Source organism: Georgenia alba, assembly GCF_042665525.1.
Taxonomy (GTDB): Bacteria; Actinomycetota; Actinomycetes; order Actinomycetales; family Actinomycetaceae; genus Allobogoriella; species Allobogoriella alba.
Map to the genome: position 1 here is coordinate 933,978 of NZ_JBHTCQ010000001.1, position 14,954 is coordinate 948,931.

Annotated in this window: 17 protein-coding genes; 2 read left to right on the forward strand and 15 right to left on the reverse strand. The window is 75.7% G+C overall.

Annotation, left to right across the window (positions count from 1 at the left end):
- Positions 1–102 precede the first annotated feature (102 nt).
- The 6 genes from ACFQQL_RS04395 to ACFQQL_RS04420 form a co-directional block, all read right to left on the reverse strand.
- Positions 103–1,197, reverse strand: a complete 1,095-nt coding sequence (locus ACFQQL_RS04395) for an ABC transporter ATP-binding protein (protein ID WP_382391636.1) — start codon at positions 1,195–1,197, stop codon at positions 103–105.
- Positions 1,194–2,036, reverse strand: a complete 843-nt coding sequence (locus tag ACFQQL_RS04400) for an ABC transporter permease (protein WP_382391638.1) — start codon at positions 2,034–2,036, stop codon at positions 1,194–1,196. The genes ACFQQL_RS04395 and ACFQQL_RS04400 overlap by 4 nt, the downstream gene beginning before the upstream one ends.
- A complete protein-coding gene (gene modA, locus ACFQQL_RS04405) occupies positions 2,033–2,770 on the reverse strand; it encodes a molybdate ABC transporter substrate-binding protein (protein ID WP_382391640.1) in 738 nt (245 codons plus the stop codon). The genes ACFQQL_RS04400 and modA overlap by 4 nt, the downstream gene beginning before the upstream one ends.
- Positions 2,763–3,563: an LLM class flavin-dependent oxidoreductase gene (locus ACFQQL_RS04410; protein ID WP_382391642.1), complete on the reverse strand. Its 801-nt coding sequence runs from the start codon at positions 3,561–3,563 to the stop codon at positions 2,763–2,765. Before ACFQQL_RS04410 ends, modA begins: the two co-directional genes overlap by 8 nt.
- Positions 3,560–3,970, reverse strand: coding sequence for a TOBE domain-containing protein (locus ACFQQL_RS04415; protein WP_382391644.1), 411 nt, complete (start codon positions 3,968–3,970; stop codon positions 3,560–3,562). Before ACFQQL_RS04415 ends, ACFQQL_RS04410 begins: the two co-directional genes overlap by 4 nt.
- A 67-nt stretch (positions 3,971–4,037) precedes the next feature.
- Positions 4,038–5,159: a maleylacetate reductase gene (locus ACFQQL_RS04420; RefSeq protein WP_382391646.1), complete on the reverse strand. Its 1,122-nt coding sequence runs from the start codon at positions 5,157–5,159 to the stop codon at positions 4,038–4,040.
- Positions 5,160–5,282: 123 nt separating this feature from the next.
- Between ACFQQL_RS04420 and ACFQQL_RS04425 the strand changes: the two genes are divergently transcribed.
- Positions 5,283–6,515, forward strand: coding sequence for a hypothetical protein (locus tag ACFQQL_RS04425; protein WP_382391648.1), 1,233 nt, complete (start codon positions 5,283–5,285; stop codon positions 6,513–6,515).
- Positions 6,516–6,543: 28 nt separating this feature from the next.
- Here ACFQQL_RS04425 and ACFQQL_RS04430 read toward each other — a convergent pair whose 3' ends face one another.
- The 5 genes from ACFQQL_RS04430 to ACFQQL_RS04450 are packed head-to-tail and all read right to left on the reverse strand — an operon-like array spanning position 6,544 to position 10,721.
- The gene (locus ACFQQL_RS04430; protein WP_382391650.1) at positions 6,544–7,182 is read right to left on the reverse strand and encodes a hypothetical protein; all 639 of its coding nucleotides are present in this window, start codon (positions 7,180–7,182) and stop codon (positions 6,544–6,546) included.
- A complete protein-coding gene (locus ACFQQL_RS04435) occupies positions 7,179–8,540 on the reverse strand; it encodes a hypothetical protein (RefSeq protein WP_382391652.1) in 1,362 nt (453 codons plus the stop codon). Before ACFQQL_RS04435 ends, ACFQQL_RS04430 begins: the two co-directional genes overlap by 4 nt.
- Positions 8,537–9,349, reverse strand: a complete 813-nt coding sequence (locus ACFQQL_RS04440) for an ABC transporter ATP-binding protein (protein ID WP_382391654.1) — start codon at positions 9,347–9,349, stop codon at positions 8,537–8,539. The genes ACFQQL_RS04435 and ACFQQL_RS04440 overlap by 4 nt, the downstream gene beginning before the upstream one ends.
- Complete coding sequence (locus ACFQQL_RS04445; protein ID WP_382391656.1) at positions 9,346–10,197, reverse strand: zf-HC2 domain-containing protein; 852 nt, start codon at positions 10,195–10,197, stop codon at positions 9,346–9,348. The genes ACFQQL_RS04440 and ACFQQL_RS04445 overlap by 4 nt, the downstream gene beginning before the upstream one ends.
- Entirely contained in the window at positions 10,194–10,721 is a 528-nt protein-coding gene (locus ACFQQL_RS04450; RefSeq protein WP_382391657.1) for an RNA polymerase sigma factor, read from the reverse strand. Before ACFQQL_RS04450 ends, ACFQQL_RS04445 begins: the two co-directional genes overlap by 4 nt.
- Positions 10,722–10,855: 134 nt before the next feature.
- Between ACFQQL_RS04450 and ACFQQL_RS04455 the strand changes: the two genes are divergently transcribed.
- The gene (locus ACFQQL_RS04455; protein ID WP_382391658.1) at positions 10,856–11,347 is read left to right on the forward strand and encodes a MogA/MoaB family molybdenum cofactor biosynthesis protein; all 492 of its coding nucleotides are present in this window, start codon (positions 10,856–10,858) and stop codon (positions 11,345–11,347) included.
- A gap of 37 nt (positions 11,348–11,384) precedes the next feature.
- Here ACFQQL_RS04455 and mobA read toward each other — a convergent pair whose 3' ends face one another.
- From mobA to ACFQQL_RS04475, 4 genes are read right to left on the reverse strand one after another with little or no spacing between them, the layout of a single operon-like run.
- The gene (gene mobA / locus ACFQQL_RS04460; protein WP_382391660.1) at positions 11,385–11,960 is read right to left on the reverse strand and encodes a molybdenum cofactor guanylyltransferase; all 576 of its coding nucleotides are present in this window, start codon (positions 11,958–11,960) and stop codon (positions 11,385–11,387) included.
- Positions 11,957–12,427: a cyclic pyranopterin monophosphate synthase MoaC gene (gene moaC, locus ACFQQL_RS04465; protein WP_382391662.1), complete on the reverse strand. Its 471-nt coding sequence runs from the start codon at positions 12,425–12,427 to the stop codon at positions 11,957–11,959. The genes mobA and moaC overlap by 4 nt, the downstream gene beginning before the upstream one ends.
- Positions 12,424–13,698 (reverse strand): molybdopterin molybdotransferase MoeA, encoded by a 1,275-nt coding sequence (locus ACFQQL_RS04470; protein WP_382391664.1) that lies wholly within the window; start codon positions 13,696–13,698, stop codon positions 12,424–12,426. Before ACFQQL_RS04470 ends, moaC begins: the two co-directional genes overlap by 4 nt.
- A gap of 37 nt (positions 13,699–13,735) precedes the next feature.
- Positions 13,736–14,938 carry a ThiF family adenylyltransferase gene (locus ACFQQL_RS04475; protein ID WP_382391666.1) on the reverse strand — a complete coding sequence of 401 codons (1,203 nt, stop codon included), beginning with the start codon at positions 14,936–14,938 and terminating at the stop codon, positions 13,736–13,738.
- Between the last annotated feature and the right edge of the window lie 16 nt (positions 14,939–14,954).

Sequence of the window (14,954 nt, forward strand, 5' to 3'; positions counted from 1 at the left end):
CGGCCGACGCGCCGCACCCCTTCCTGCCGACGCGCCGTGGTGGTGACGCTAGGCGGCCGTCCTGGGGCGGACCTGCACGCAGCCTGAGGTGCGGGTGAACGCTCAGGCGGGCGAGAGGCGCACCTCGGCCGCCTTCACCGCGAGCACCACCTCGGTCCCCGGGGCCAGGTCGAGGGCGCCGACGGCGGCCGGGGTGATGTCGGCGGACATCGTGTGGTCGCCGGCGGCGCGGCAACGGACCCGCACGAGCTCGCCCTGCCGCTCGAGCACCTCGACGCGCGCCGGGACGGCTGTGCGCGGGCTGCCGCCCGGGGCGTGCGCGTGCACGGAGACCGCCCGCGGGGAGAACGTCGCCGCCACCGCACCTCCGGGCTCGCAGCCGGCGTCGGGCAGCCCGTGCAGGACCAGCCCGCCCGGAGCGGTCACCGACTCCCCGTCCGGTCCGAGCCGTCCGGCCACCAGGTTCATGCCGGCCAGCTGCGCGGCGAAGCTCGAGCGGGGCCGGGTGAGGACGTCGAGGGCCGCGCCGGTCTCGACCACCCGGCCGTCCTGCAGCACGACGACGGAGTCGGCCACCGCGAGCACGTCCAGCAGGTCGTGCGTCACCAGCACCGCGGCCCGGCCGGCGTCCCGCAGCACGCGCCGCAGCACCTGACGGACCTCGGTGGCGCCGGTGACGTCGAGGGCGGAGAGCGGCTCGTCGAGCAGCACGACCTCGGGGTCGGGCGCGAGGGCGCGCGCGAGCGCCACACGCTGGGCCTGGCCTCCGGAGAGCGTGCCGGGCATGCGTTCGGCGAGGCCGGCGGCCCCGACCGTCTCGAGCGTCGCCCGTGCCCGCCGTTCGGCGTCGGTGCGCGAGGCACCCGCGGCCCGCGGGCCGAACGCGACGTTGGCGAGGACGTCCAGGTGCGGGAACAGCAGCGGGTCCTGGGCCAGGAGCGCGACCCGGCGTGCGTGCGGCGGGAGCCAGGTCGCGGCGTCGGACACGCGGCGGTCACCGACCCGCACCTCGCCGTCGGCGGCGCGCAGCGTCCCCGCCGCCAGGGACAGCACGGTGGACTTCCCGGCGCCGTTCGGACCGAGCAGCGCCACCACCTCGCCGGCCGGCACCGTGACGTCCACGTCGAACCCGCGCTCGGGAACGCGGGCACGCACTGCCAGAGCGGTCCCGGTCGTCGCGTCCGTCCGGGCCGTCACGTCGCCGCCCTGGGTCGGGGTGCGGCGGGCGGCCGCTGGGTGGCCAGCACGATGACCGCGGCGACGGCGAGCAGGAGGACCGCCAGCGCGAGCGCGGCGGAGGGGTCGGTCTCCCGTTGCAGGTAGATCTCCAGCGGCAGCGTCCGGGTCACCCCCTGCAGCGACCCGGCGAAGGTGAGGGTCGCGCCGAACTCACCGAGGCAGCGGGCGAACGCGAGGGCCGTGCCGGTGCCGATCGCGGGCAGCAGCAGCGGCAGCGTGACCCGCCGCAGCACCGTGCCCGGGCGGGCGCCGAGGGTGGCCGCGACCGTCTCGTACCGCGCGCCCGCGGTCCGCGCCGCACCCTCGAGGGACAGCACGAGGAAGGGCAGGGCGACGAACGTCTGCGCGAGGACGACCGCCGTCGTGGAGAAGGCGATCGAGATGCCCAGGGCCTCGAGCCGCGCGCCGATCAGGCCGGTGCGTCCCAGCGTGGTCAGCAGGGCGAAGCCGGAGACCACCGGGGGGAGCACGAGGGGCAGCAGCACCAGCGTGCGGATGGCACGCAGCCCCGGCAACCGTGCCCGTGCCAGCACGAGCGCGAGCGGGACGCCGAGCACCAGGCACAGCGCAGTGGCCGCCACCGACGTGCGCACGCTCAGCCACAGCGCGGCGAGCGACGCCTCCGAGGTGAGCAGGGCCGGCAGGCGCGGCCACGGCACCTCGAGCAGCAGGCCGAGCACGGGGACCGCGACGAGCAGGGCGCCGAGGAGCGCCAGCAGCAGCGCCGTCCGCGGCAGGCCCGGGAAGCGGTCGGGCACCGCTGCGGCGTCCCGCGACGTTCGCGTGCCGGGACTCATGGTAGGTCGAAGCCCGCCTCGGCCAGCGCCTCTCGCCCGGGGTCGCCGGTCAGCGCGTCGAGCCAGGCGCGGGCACGCTCCGGCTGGTCCGTCCCCGCGACGACGGCGGCCGGGTAGGCGTTCGTCACCTGGTCGGCCTCGGGGACCTCGACCTGCTCGACCTCGCCACGGGCGCGCACGACGTCGCTGGTGTAGACGACGGCGGCGTCGGCCTGACCGGAGGTGACGGTCCCGAGCACGTCGGTGACGTTCGGCTCCTCGCTCGCCGGGTCCAGCTCGACCCCGGCCAGGTCGGCCAGCTCCAGGGCAGCCGCCCCGCACGGCACCTGGGGCGCGCACACCACGAGCGTCGCGTCCTGCAGGTCGTCCATGCCGGTGATCCCCGCGGGATTGCCGGCCGGGACCACGAGCGCGGGATGGTTGGCGGCGACGATCTCGGGCTCCTCGACGGCGCCGTCCTCGACCGCGCGGGCCATCGTCTCCTCGTCCGCGGTCACCAGGACGTCCGCCGGGGCTCCGGAGACGACCTGCGAGACGAGGTCGGAGGAGCCGGCCGCCGAGACGTTCGCCTCGATGCGCGCCTCCTGCGAGACCCGGTCGGCGACCTCCGCGAGGGAGGCCGCGACGAACACCGTGAGCTCGCCCTCCGGTTCCTCCGCGCCAGTGGCGCAGCCTCCGAGTGCCCCCGCCAGTAGAGCCGCGACCACGGCGCCGGTCAGGCGACGGCTACGCATCCGCCCTCCGGTCGGCGATTGCGTCGACGAGCGCCAGATGCTCCTCGAGGCCGTCCGACGCCGTGACGGCACGGGCGACGAGCTCGTCCACCTCGTCGGGGAACGGCTCCAGGCCGGTGCGGATCCCGGCGGCGTCGTCGGCGAGGACGGCGGACTCGATCGGCTGGTAGCCGTGCCGCGCGAAGTTCGCCGCGTAGGTGGGGATGGCCGCGTACTTCTCCGCCTCCCGGTGGGCCACCTCGCGCGCGGCCGGGCCGAGGGCGCAGCGGACGTACAGAGCGACGGCGCCCCCGGGGCCGCCCGCCTCCCGCACGTCACGGTCCCGGTCGCCGAGAGCCTCGCGCGCCACGCCGGGCGTGAGCCAGTTGAGCAGCACCCCGTCCGCCTCGGTCACCGCGAGGCGGCGCATGCGCGGGCCAAGGGCACCGACCAGCACCGGCACACCGAGCTCGTCACGCAGCGTCCGCACCGCGTCCCGTGCGGTGCCCAGCGGGTGCGGCCGGCGGCTGGCGCCGATGCCGAGCACGAGCCGGTCGGTGGGCAGGGCCAGGTCCGCCACGCGGGCGGCGACATCGTCGGCGGGATACAGGTCCACCGGCAGCACCCCGGTGGCGAGCCGAAGGGTCGAGGTGACCTCTGCAGCCGCCGCGAGGGCGGCGAGCGCGTCGCCGTCCCGGCCGGGCTGGTTCACCCACAGCGTGCGCAGGCCCGCGCGCTCGACGGCGGGCGCCAGCTCCCGCACGAGCTGCGGGTCCACCGTGGCGGTGATGCCGTAGCCGAGGTGTCTGCTCATGAGGTTCCTCCCGGTGTCTCGACGATGACGGTGGTCGCCTTCACGACCGCGGTGGCCAGCGAGCCGGGCTCCAGCCCGAGCTCCTCGGCGGCCTCCCGGCTCATGAGGGAGACCACGCGGTAGGGGCCGCACTGCAGCTCGACCTGCGCCATGACGCCGTCGGCGGTGACGTTGGTGACCAGCCCGGTGAAGCGGTTGCGTGCGGACCGGCCCACTCCGCCGTCGTCCGCGCGGTGGCTGCGGGCGGCGAGGTCCTGCGCGTGGCGAGCCAGCGCAGCGCCGTCGACCACCTTGCGCCCGGCCGCATCCGGCGACGCCGCGAGGCTGCCGCTCTCGACCCACCGGCGGACGGTGTCGGGGCTCACACCGAGGAGCGAGGCGGCCTCACTGATCCGAAAATGCGGCACGAATGACACTCTAGCGCCGCATATGCGACTCCAGTGCCGCCTTCTGCAGCCCTCGTGCCCGGGCCGGCTATGCGGCGTCCTCGCCGTACGCGGCGGTGAGCACGGCGCGGACCTCCGGCTTGCCGACCGGGCGCGGGTTGTCGACCGGCAGCGCCATGGTCACCCGGTCCACCGCCTCCTCGAGGCTGCGCAGGGGCAGCCCGATCTGGGTGAGCGTGCGGGGCGCCGCGACGGACGCCGCCAGGCCGCGCAGGCCGCTGACCGCCTCCGGCGCGCCGAGGGCCCGGGCGATCCGGTCCGCCGTCGCGGGCACCGCGGGGGCGTTGAGTGCCAGCACGTGCGGCAGCACCACCGCGTGCAGCGCGGCGCTGGGCAGGTGGAAGGCGCCGCCGAGCACGTGGCAGATGGTGTGGTGCAGGCCGGTGGACGTGGCCGCGAACGTCATGCCTGCCAGGTGCGCGCCGTAGAGGAGCTGCTCGCCCGCGGTGTACGCCGTGCCGGCCCAGGTGGTGACCGGGTCCGTGAAGGCGTGCTCGGGGGTCTGCGCCGCCGCCAGGCCGCGCGGACCGATGCTCCGCAGCCCGGCGGCGATCGAGCGCATCGCCTCGTCCGCCAGCGCGGCGCCGATCGGGTTGGCGCCGGGCGACCAGTAGGCCTCCACGACGTGCGCGACGGCGTTCAGTCCCGAGGTGACGGCGAGCTCGCGGGGCAGCCGGTCGGTCAGGTCGGGGTCGAGGATCACCGCGCGCGGCCGCACCGCCGGGTCCACGCCGGTCTCCTTGCGGCCACCGTGGGTCACGCTCCACAGCGGCGTCGCCTCGCTCCCGGAGTACGTCGTGGGCACCGCGACGACCGGCAGGTGCAGGTCGCGGGCCACGATCTTGGCCGTGCCGATCGTGGAGCCACCGCCGATGGCGAGCACCGTGTCCGCGCGGTTCAGCCGGGCGTGCCGGACCACCCGCTCGGCCACCGGTGCCGGCACGTGCTCGTCGATCTCGCCGAACCACGCGACCACGGCGTCGACGAACGGCTGGACGGCCGCCTCGGCCAGCGCGCGATGGTCGGCGTCCGCCACCACCATGATGCGGCCGGCACGGAGCCGGGCGATCTCGCCGGCCAGCGCTGTGCGGACGGTGCCGCGACCGAAGACGACTCGTGCGGGCGCCTGCTCGAAGGTGAACTCCTCCACGGTGCCTCCTCGTCCTTGCTCATCTGGGTGACATGATTCACACATTGTGGCCCCGGCGGGTTCCGGTTGTGGGAGCTCGCGCCGGTGGAGAGGGACCGATACGGGATCGCGGGAGGAGTGGGGGTGCGGACGGTATCCGGGTGGGTGGTCGGCAGGTCCCCGGTTCTTGTCGTCTTCTTCGGCGTGATCCTCGGCCTTCTCCTGCCGGCGCCGCTGCTGGCGTTCGTGCTGCCCGCTCCCGTGCCGTTGATCCTGGGACCGTGCCTCGGTGTCGCTGGCCTGGCCTGGCTGGTGAGCTGGATGTACCCGACGGTCCGCTTCGACGAGACGGACCTGTACCTGGGACGGCGGACCGTCCCGCTGACCTCGCTGACCCGGGTCGAGCGCACCTTCACCGGAGGCCACGGCCCGACGTATCTGATCTACCGTCTCGTCTCGTCGGCGGGTCCGCGCGCTCGCGTCCTCCTCGGCGGAGGGCCGCTGAAGCCGATCGGGCCGGACGGGCTGGCTGCGTTGCGCGACCTGATCGCGACCGCACCCGTGGTCGCGCCCGCCGACGGTCTGAGCGAGGACCAGCGGACCCTGCTCGCCCGCCTGAAGGTCGGTGCGGCGGTCGCCGTGAGCGCCGCCCAGGCGTTGCGCGAGATCGACGAGGCCCGCGGGGTACAGCCGCCCCAGGTGATCGAACCACCGTGGCACAGCGAGGAGGAGATCCGGCTCTTCCTGGAGGAGCACGACGCGGCGGAGCGGGCGATCGCCGCGCGACCGCAGGGTGCCGCGCGGATGCGGCGCGCCGCCGTCGGCGGGCTCGTCGTCGCCGGGCTGGCCGTTCTGGGTGGGGCGATCGTCGGGGTGGTGCTTGAACAGTCCGACGCGCTCACCGACGAGGCCAACATGCTGGTCGCCCTCGCCGTGGTCGGTGGGATCGTCCTCGGCCTGCTCGCCGGGCTCGTGCTGTGTCTGGCGCACGACCTCGACGTGCGCCGTGGCCACCAGATCGCGCGCCGGGCGGCCCGGGACCGTCAGGGTGGCGGGCAGGGCCTGCCCGTCCGGTACCTCGACGCGTTGGCGCTGCACGGTGACTGGACGGCACGGGTGCTCCTCGCGACCCTCGGCTCGCTCGGCCTCGTCGGCGTGATCGTGGGCATCGTGATCCACATCGAGCTCGGCGGCACCGCCGGTGCCGTGACCGCGATCGTCTCCGGTGTGCTGGGGGCCGCGGCGATACCCGGCTGGCGGCAGCTGACCCGACGACGGAACGAGCGCCTTCTCGAGGTGGTCGTCCTGGCCGGGCCGCAGGCGTCCCTCCTCGTGCACGGATCGCCCGTGGACCTCGCGGTCGGTGGAGCGCCCTGACCGCGGGGGGAGCGCCTGCCGTCCGGGTCTACTGCCGTGGCCCACGCACGGTGTACGCCACCACGCCCGTCACGCCGAGCGCGACGGCGGTCAGCAGCGCCGCGGTCGACCCGCCGGGCTGCGCGGACCAGGTGAGCGCCTGCCCCCACCACGGCGGTGACACCGGGAAGAGCTCGTAGGCGATCCGGGGGGCGGACCCGAGCCAGACCACCGGCCCGATCCACGCACGGTTCGCGCCCAGCGTCACGGCGCCGATCGTGAGGACGCCACCCGAGCCGACGGCGTTACGTCCCGCCTCCGCGAGGGGTCCCAGGCCCTGCCCGCCGACATGGGACGCCAGCACCAGGCAGAACGCCAGCGCCACGATCGACGCCGCGTGCAGGGCTCGGACCGATCGCCACGGCAGGGCGCCGGCTCGGTCGAGGTCGAGGTCGGACCCCGCGAGCCCGTGCCCGGCCGCGGCCACGGCCAGGGCGACGACCAGCTGACCGCAGGCGCGCGCCGCACCGGCACTGTCCATGACCGCCGCGACGCACCACAGCGCGCCGCCGCCGACCCACGCCACGAGGACGGACCCCACCACGCGGCGGTCGCGCGCGAGCAGCACCACCGCCCGGGCCACGGATCGGGCACCCCGGGGCCGGGCACGGTGCGTGCCGGGGCTCACGCGCCGTCGCCGAGCAGGAGCCCGAGGCGATCGCCCTCGGCGCAGCCGAGCTCGGCCTCCCGCAGGGCCGCCACCCGGGTGCGCTGCTCGTCCCGCGGCAGCGACCGGAGCGCGTCGTACACCGGGTGGGTGACGGACGCCGGGGGTACCCAGCCGAGGTCTTCGTCGAGGCTCTCCGGAGCGTACGGTCGCTCGCCGAGCAGCCAGGCGGCGGCGACGACGCGCGCGGTGGCGTACCGTTCCCATTCCGTCGGGGCGACGTCGGGGCACGCCAGGGTCCCCGCGCCCATCAGCAACGTCCAGGTCAGCTCGTCGCGGGTCATCTCGATCCGTCCGGCCTCGTCGGTATAGACCTCCGCGTGGAGGACCGACGGGTCGGGCGCGGGCAACCCGGGCTGGGAATCGTTGCCGTAGTAGATCGCGACGACGCGCGCCGGGGCTTGCGGCAGTCGCTCCCGGAGCACGGCCAGCACCTCCCGGCCCGGCTCGACCAGGTAGGGGAGCAGCAGCGGAGCGCCGCGGCGGGCGCACACCCGGGGTGCGTCCGAGGTGCAGACCTCCTCGATCGCCCCGTCGTCCAGGGCGACGCCGGCGGACAGGTGGGGCGGCAGGAGCGCCAGCGTGCCACCGAGGCCGGCCGCGATCGGCACCGCCGCGAGTCCGCGCAGGTGCCGGGTCGGGACGAAGAGCAGCAGGCTTGCGGCGGCGAGCGCCACCGCCCAGACGACCTGGGCGGTCAGGACCGGCGGCGTCAGTCGCTCGAAGGCGTTGATCCCCTCGGAGCTGCCCGGCGCGAGCAGCCACGCGCTCGGGTACCGCCCGTCGGCGTCGCCCTCGGGATCGGTGAAGACGGTGAGCGTGACGAGTCCGAGGAAGCCGCCGACCACCAGCAGCGGAGGCGTCACGACCCACGGCATCAGCCGGCCGACCGCCAGCCCGAGCCAGACCGCGGCGATGGGGTGGACGAGCGTCGCCACCAGCGCGGGGACCATCCAGGCCGGGACGTAGACCCCGGTCAGCCAGGCGTGGATCATCGCGGCGATGAGCGGAACACCGAACCCGAGGGCCGCGCCGATCCCGAGCGCCGCCGCGAGCGTGGTGCGCCGGACCCCGGACGGGCGGGGAGTCGCCGCCAGGAGCTCGTCGGTGCGGGAGCGCCGGTCGCGACGCGCCTGCCACGCACCGAGGCCGAGCAGCACCGGGATCAGCACGAGGAGCTGGCTCCGTCCGTCCCCGACGAGCACGGAGGCCGAACCGCCGTACGTCGCGACGGCCAGTGCGGCGGCCGCCGCGGCGGCCAGCGCGGCGAAGGGGGCGGCAGACCGCCGCAGCTCGAGGCGCAGGATGCGGAGGCTCACGGACGCGTCGCCTCTCGGTGCCGGCGCATGAGAGCCGAGTAGCCGCGCTCAGCGGCGCTGTCCCCCGGGTCGCCCGGAGCCGTCTCGCCGGCCGCGGCCAGGTCCTTCGGGGTCCCGGTCATGACGATCTGCCCGGTGTGGATCAGGCTCACGTCCGTGCACGCGGCGGCGACGTCCTCCACGAGGTGCGTCGAGACCAGGACGCAGGAGTCGGTCCCGAGGTCGCGCAGCAGCGCACGGAAGTCCAGCCGCTGGTCCGGGTCGAGCCCGGCGGTGGGCTCGTCCAGCAGCAGGATCCGGGGGTCGTTGACGATGGCCTGGGCGATGCCCGCGCGGCGCAGCATGCCGCCGGAGAGCGTCTTCATCCGATGGTCGGCGCGATCGGTCAGCTGCACCCGATCGATCGCGCGCTGCACCGCTGCCGGGATCGTCCCGGCCGGCAGCTCCTTCAGCCAGGCGACGTACTCGACGAACTCACGCACGGTGAAGTTGCGGTAGTAGCCGAACTCCTGCGGCAGGTAGCCGAGCCGACGGCGCACGGGCCGCAGGTCGTCGTGCGCGACGTCGTGGCCGAGGACGGTGAGCCTGCCGGCCGCGGGCCGCAGCACGGTCGCCACCGCACGCATGAGGGTGGTCTTCCCCGCGCCGTTGGGGCCGAGCAGCCCGTGGACGCCGTTCCGCAGCCGCAGGTCGAGGCGGTCGACGGCGAGGCTGTGCCCCGCGTGCACGGACAGATCGCTGGCCTCGACGGCCCAGGCGTAGGTGGTGGGCGCCAGGGGGTCGTCGGCTGCGGAGTGCCGGCCGGTCACCGGTTCCACCTCGGGTCGGCCGGGCGTGAGAAGCCCCGCCCGTAGGCGGCCAGGACGGCCGTCAGGACCACGGCGAGCGCCGCCCAGGCCGGGAGGAAGACCGGCTCGAGGATCGCCGAGGGCTCGCGCAGGACGAGGCCGGGGGCGATGACCAGACCCGCCCACGCGAGGGCGAGCCAGCGGCTGGCCCGCCGCACCCCGATCCGCGCACCGAGGGCGAGTGAGCCGGCGGTGAAGGCCAGGCTCGGCAGCAACCAGCGGACCGGCGCGACGCCCACGAGGAACCCCGCGACCGCGAGCACGGGAAGGGTGGCCAGGAGCACCATGAGCGTGCGGCGCAGCACCAGCTCGAGTCCCGCCCGGGGGCTGGATATCACCAGCTCGTGGGCCGGGTCGAGGCCGCGGGACCAGGCGGCGGCCACGCCCGCGAGGGGCGCCACCGGTGCGAGGAGGAGCACGAGGGACGGGTAGGCGTCGCCGTCGAGCGCGTCGAGGACGTCCAGGACCACCGCCACCGCCACGACCAGGACGGTCATGAGGATGCGGGGGAGCACCGCGGGTGCGATCCACGCCCGGCGCAGCCCGGCGAGGCGGTGCACGTGCGTGGACCAGGCCGACCGGGCCGGCATCTGGGGGACGGAGGAGGCCGCGTGGAGGACGCGCGTCCCGACGTCGGACACCAGCGCCGTGAGGTCGCCGGGCGCCACCCGCGCCAGCTCCTCCCGGCAGCGTCCGCATCGTTCGAGGTGGACCTCGACGGTCCATGCCGCGGCGCCGGCGTCCGCCAGGACACCGCGGCCACCGGCGTACCGCTCGAGGACCGTGGCGGGGATGTGCTGCTCGGTCACGACAACGCCTCCCTCAGCGCGATCCGCGCGCGGCGGGCGCGCGTCTTGACGGTGCCCTCGGGGATGCCGAGCAGCACCGATGTCTCACGGACGCTCAACCCGTCCAGCACAGTCGCCTGGAGGACCTGGCGCAGCTCCGGCGCGAGACCGCGCAACGCCGACCACAACGGCTCGTCGAGCGCGTGGGTCAGCACGGCGTCCTCCGTCGCGGGTGCGAACCGCGGCGCGTCGGTCGGTGCCGGCCGCCGCTCCCGCCCGCGGCGCCGGTACGCGTCGACCAGCCGGCGCGCGGCGATCGTCCAGAGCCAGCCGACGGCGCTGCCGTCCGCTCCGCCGTCGACGAACGACTGCGCGGCCCGCCAGACCGCGAGGTAGGTCTCCTGCATCGCGTCGGCAACCAGGTCGTCGTCGGCGCACCGTCGTCGCAGCCGGACCGCCAGCCACGGCGCCGTGCGCGCGTAGAACTCCTCGAAGGCGGCGCGGTCACCGTGCGCGATCCGCCGGAGGAGCCCCGACTCGTCCATCGTCACATCCAGGTAGACGTCGCCAACCGCCGCTGCGGTTCACCGGCCCATCATCGTCCCGATGCGGGAGCGCCGGGGCGGGTCCGGCGCGGCCTCGGCCGTGCGGCTCCGCGAGGTCGGGCTACCGTTGCCCTGTGCAGCCCGAGATCCCCGGCGTGGTCATCACCGTCTCCGACCGTTGCGCGCGCGGGGAGGCCGAGGACGTCTCCGGACCGGTGGCGGCGCGGCTGCTCGAGTCCGCCGGGCTGGCGACGTCCGTCGTCGTGGTGCCCGACGGCGTGCAGTCGGTACGGGAAGCCGTCCGTGCCGCGCTCGACGAGGGCGCGCGGCTCGTGCTGACGACCGGCGGCACCGGGATCTCACCCCGGGACCTGACCCCGGAGGGCACGCGTGAGGTGCTGAGCCGGGAGCTGCCCGGCCTGGCCGAGGCTATCCGCGCCCGCGGGGCCGCCTCCGTGCAGACCGCGGTGCTCTCCCGCGGGCTGGTGGGCATCGCCGCCGGCCGGGACGGGGAGGCGCTCGTGGTCAACGCACCGGGCTCGCCCGGCGGCGTCGACGATGCGGTCGCGGTGGTCGCGCCGTTGCTGGCGCACATCTTCGACCAGCTCGACGGCGGCGACCACTGACCTTTCTTGCTCCCGCGTCGCTCACGACGCGGTCGGCTCAGTCCGAGCCGACGTCGTCCCACGTGTCGACGTCCTCGGCCTCCCGGCCCTGGGCGGGGACCTCGGCGAGGTCGAGGCCCGCGACCAGTGCGTGCAGCGCCCCGCCGGTCCGCACGGCGAGGCGACGGCGCAGCACGCCGGCGCGGTAGACGGCCGTGAGCCACTGCGGCTGACCGGTGGCGTCGATCAGCACCGCGCCGTCGTGCGACTCGGCAGCGGCGACGAGTCGCGGCACCGCGGGGGCGGCGCGGGGGACGTCGCAGGCCAGCACGAGGACGAGGTCCGCATCGGGCGGCAGTGCCTCGAGGCCGGCCGCCAGGCCGGCCACCGGGCCGCCGTAGCGCGGGCTCTCCAGGGTGCGCCGCACACCGTCTGGCACCGACACCTCCTCGGGGGCGACGACCACCACGCGGGTCGCCTCCGTCGTCGCCGCGAGCGTGTGGTCCAGGAGGCGCCGGCCCTCGAGGACGACGTCCGGCTTGGACGCCCCGCCGAGACGGTCGGCGCGGCCGCCCGCCAGGATGACGGCGTCGAACGTGCTCGTCGGCCCGCCCGCGGCCGGCTGCCCGCTCACTCGGGCCGCCGCCAGTCACCGGAGCGCCCGCCGGACTTGGCGACCACCTTCACCCCGGTGATCTCCGCCGACCGGTCGACCCCCTTGACCATGTCCACCACGGCCAGGGCCGCCACCGACACCGCTGTCAGCGCCTCCATCTCCACGCCGGTCCGGTCAGCGGTGCGGACCGTCGCCGTGATGACCACCCGGTCGTGAGCCAGCTCGAGATCCACGGCGCAGCCGTGCACACCGATCGTGTGCGCCAGCGGCAGCAGCTCCGGGGTTCGCTTCGCCGCGGCGATCCCGGCCACGCGCGCCACGGCGAGCACGTCGCCCTTGGGCACCGTGCCCTCGCGCAGGGCCGCCATGACGGCCTCGCTGCACCGGACCTCGCCGGTGGCGACCGCCTCGCGGACGGTGGGCTGCTTGCCGGTGACGTCGACCATGCGGGCGTTGCCGGCCTCGTCCAGATGCGTGAGCTTCACGGGACCATCATGACGGTCACCGCGTCTCCCTCCGCCACGGACTCCACCTCGGCGTCGACGATGGCGAGGGCCTCGGCGGCCGCGAGCGAGGCCACCAGGTGGGACTGGGAGCCGCGCTCCGCGGAGGGGCGCACCCGCAGCAGGTGGTCGTCCTCCTCGTCGGTGCCGTCGAACGCGACCGGGATGTACTGGCACCGGCCGGGCGGCGAACGCCAGCCCGTCGCGGCGACGCCGTCCAGCAGGAGCGGCCGCAGCGAGTCGGCGTCGTCCGGGCGCGCGAAGCCGGACATCACCCGCAGCGCGGGCTCGACGAACACCATGAACGAGACGAACACGCTGACCGGGTTGCCCGGGAGGCAGAAGATCGGTACCGGCCGCTCGCCGTCGTGCAGCACGCCGAAGCCCTGCGGCTTGCCGGGCTGCATCGCCACGGCCCGGAACGCCACGTCGCCGAGCGGCCCGAGGACCTCCTTGACGACGTCGTACGCGCCGGCGCTCACCCCGCCGGTCGTCACGAGCGCGTCGACGCCGCCGAGGCGCCTGGCGAGCACGTCCCGCAGCTCGCTCGGCCGGTCCCCGAGGATGCCCAGCGGCACGGGTGTCGCGCCGAGCTGCTCGGCCAGGCCCAGCAGCAGCACGTTGTTCGACTCCGGGATCTGCCCCGGCCCGAGCGGCTCGCCCGGCGCGACGAGCTCGTCGCCCGTGGTGAGCACGCCCAGGCGCACCCGGGGGCGGACGGGCAGCGTGCCGTGCCCGGTCGAGGCGGCGGTGGCGAGGTCGCGCGGCCGCACGGTCCGGCCGCCGCGCAGCACCTGGGTCCCCGGGGTGACGTCCTCGCCGGCACGGCGCACGTGCGAACCGGCCGGGGCGTGGATCAGCACCTCCTCGGGGGCGTCCTTGCCGTCGGCGGGCCCGGCGGGCTGGTCGGTGCGCTCGACGGGGACGACGGCGTCCGCGCCGGGCGGGATCGGGGCGCCGGTCATGATGCGGGCGGCCGTGCCCGGACCGACCCGGGGGAGCGCGTCGGCCCCGGCCGGGATGTCCCCGACCACCCGCAGCCGGACCGGCCGGGACTCCGTGGCGTCGGCGACGTCCGCGGCGAGGACGGCGTAGCCGTCCATGGCCGAGTTGTCGAAGGGAGGGACCTCCACGCGCGCGACGACGTCCTCGACGAGCCGGCATCCCAGCGCCTCGGTGAGCGGCAGCTGTCGCACCGGCAACGGGGTGATCTGCGCCAGCACCGCGGCGCGGTGCTCCTCGACCGTGATCATGCAGCCGCCTCTCCTCGGGTCGGTTTGCGTGGGTCCGTCAGTACGTGGGCAGGTCCGGGTCGACGTCGGCGACCCACGCCAGCACGCCGCCGCGCACGTCGACCGCCCGGGCGCCGGCGTCGGTGAGCGCCCGGACCGCCTGGGCGGAGCGTTGACCGCTGCGGCAGTGCACGAGCAGCTCGCGGGCCACGCCGCCGGGTGGATGGAGGTCCAGCCTGTGCACCACGGCCTGCGGGTCGGCGAGGACGTCACCGAGCGGCACGTTCACGGCGCCCGGGATGGCGACGATCCCCCGCTCCGGCGCCTCCCGGACGTCGAGGAGGACGAAGTCGTCGGTGCCGCGGGCGCGCGCGTCCAGCCGGGCGGCGAGACCGGCGGCGGTGATGGCCGGAAGGTCGTCGGAAGGTGCCTCTCCATCGGCCGCCACGGGAGTCGGCGCCGGGGCGGCGTGGGGCCGTGGCCGGACGGGCAGCTCGCTCCACCGCTGGGCGAGTGCGTCGAGGACGAGGACCCGGCCGAGCAGCGGCTCCCCGGTACCCGTGAGGAGCTTGACCGCCTCGGTCGCCATGACCGACCCGACCTGCCCGCACATCGCGCCGAGCACCCCGGCCTGACCGCAGGAGGGCGTCGTGCCCTCGGGCGGCGGCATCGGGAAGAGGTCCCGCAGGGTGACGCCGGGGGGTGCGGGGGTCTCGTCGTGGGCCGCGGCGGGCCGGGACCAGAACACCGAGACCTGGGCGTCGAAGCGGAGGATCGACCCCCACACCACCGGGATGCCGAGCTCGGCGCAGGTGTCCGAGACCAGGTAGCGGGTCGGGAAGTTGTCGGTCCCGTCGAGCACGACGTGGTGACCACCGAGCAGGTCGCGCGCGTTGTCCGCCTCGAGGCGGCCGTGGTGCGTGCTGACCTGGACCTCCGGGTTGAGGGCCCGTACGTGCGCCGCGGCGGATTCGACCTTCGGCCGGCCGACGTCCGCCATGGTGTGGATCACCTGGCGCTGCAGGTTGGAGGGCTCGACCACGTCGTCGTCGATGATCGTCAGGTGCCCGACGCCCGCCGCGGCGAGGTACTGCAGGACCGGCGCACCCAGGCCCCCGGCGCCCATGACCGCGACGCGGGAGGCGAGCAGCCGACGCTGACCCTCGTGCCCGAGCGGGCCGAGCAGGAGGTGGCGGGAGTACCGCTGGACCTGGTCCCGGGTCAGCTCCGGCCCCGGGTCCACCAGCGGCTTCAGGCGCATGCCCCAACTCTAGGTC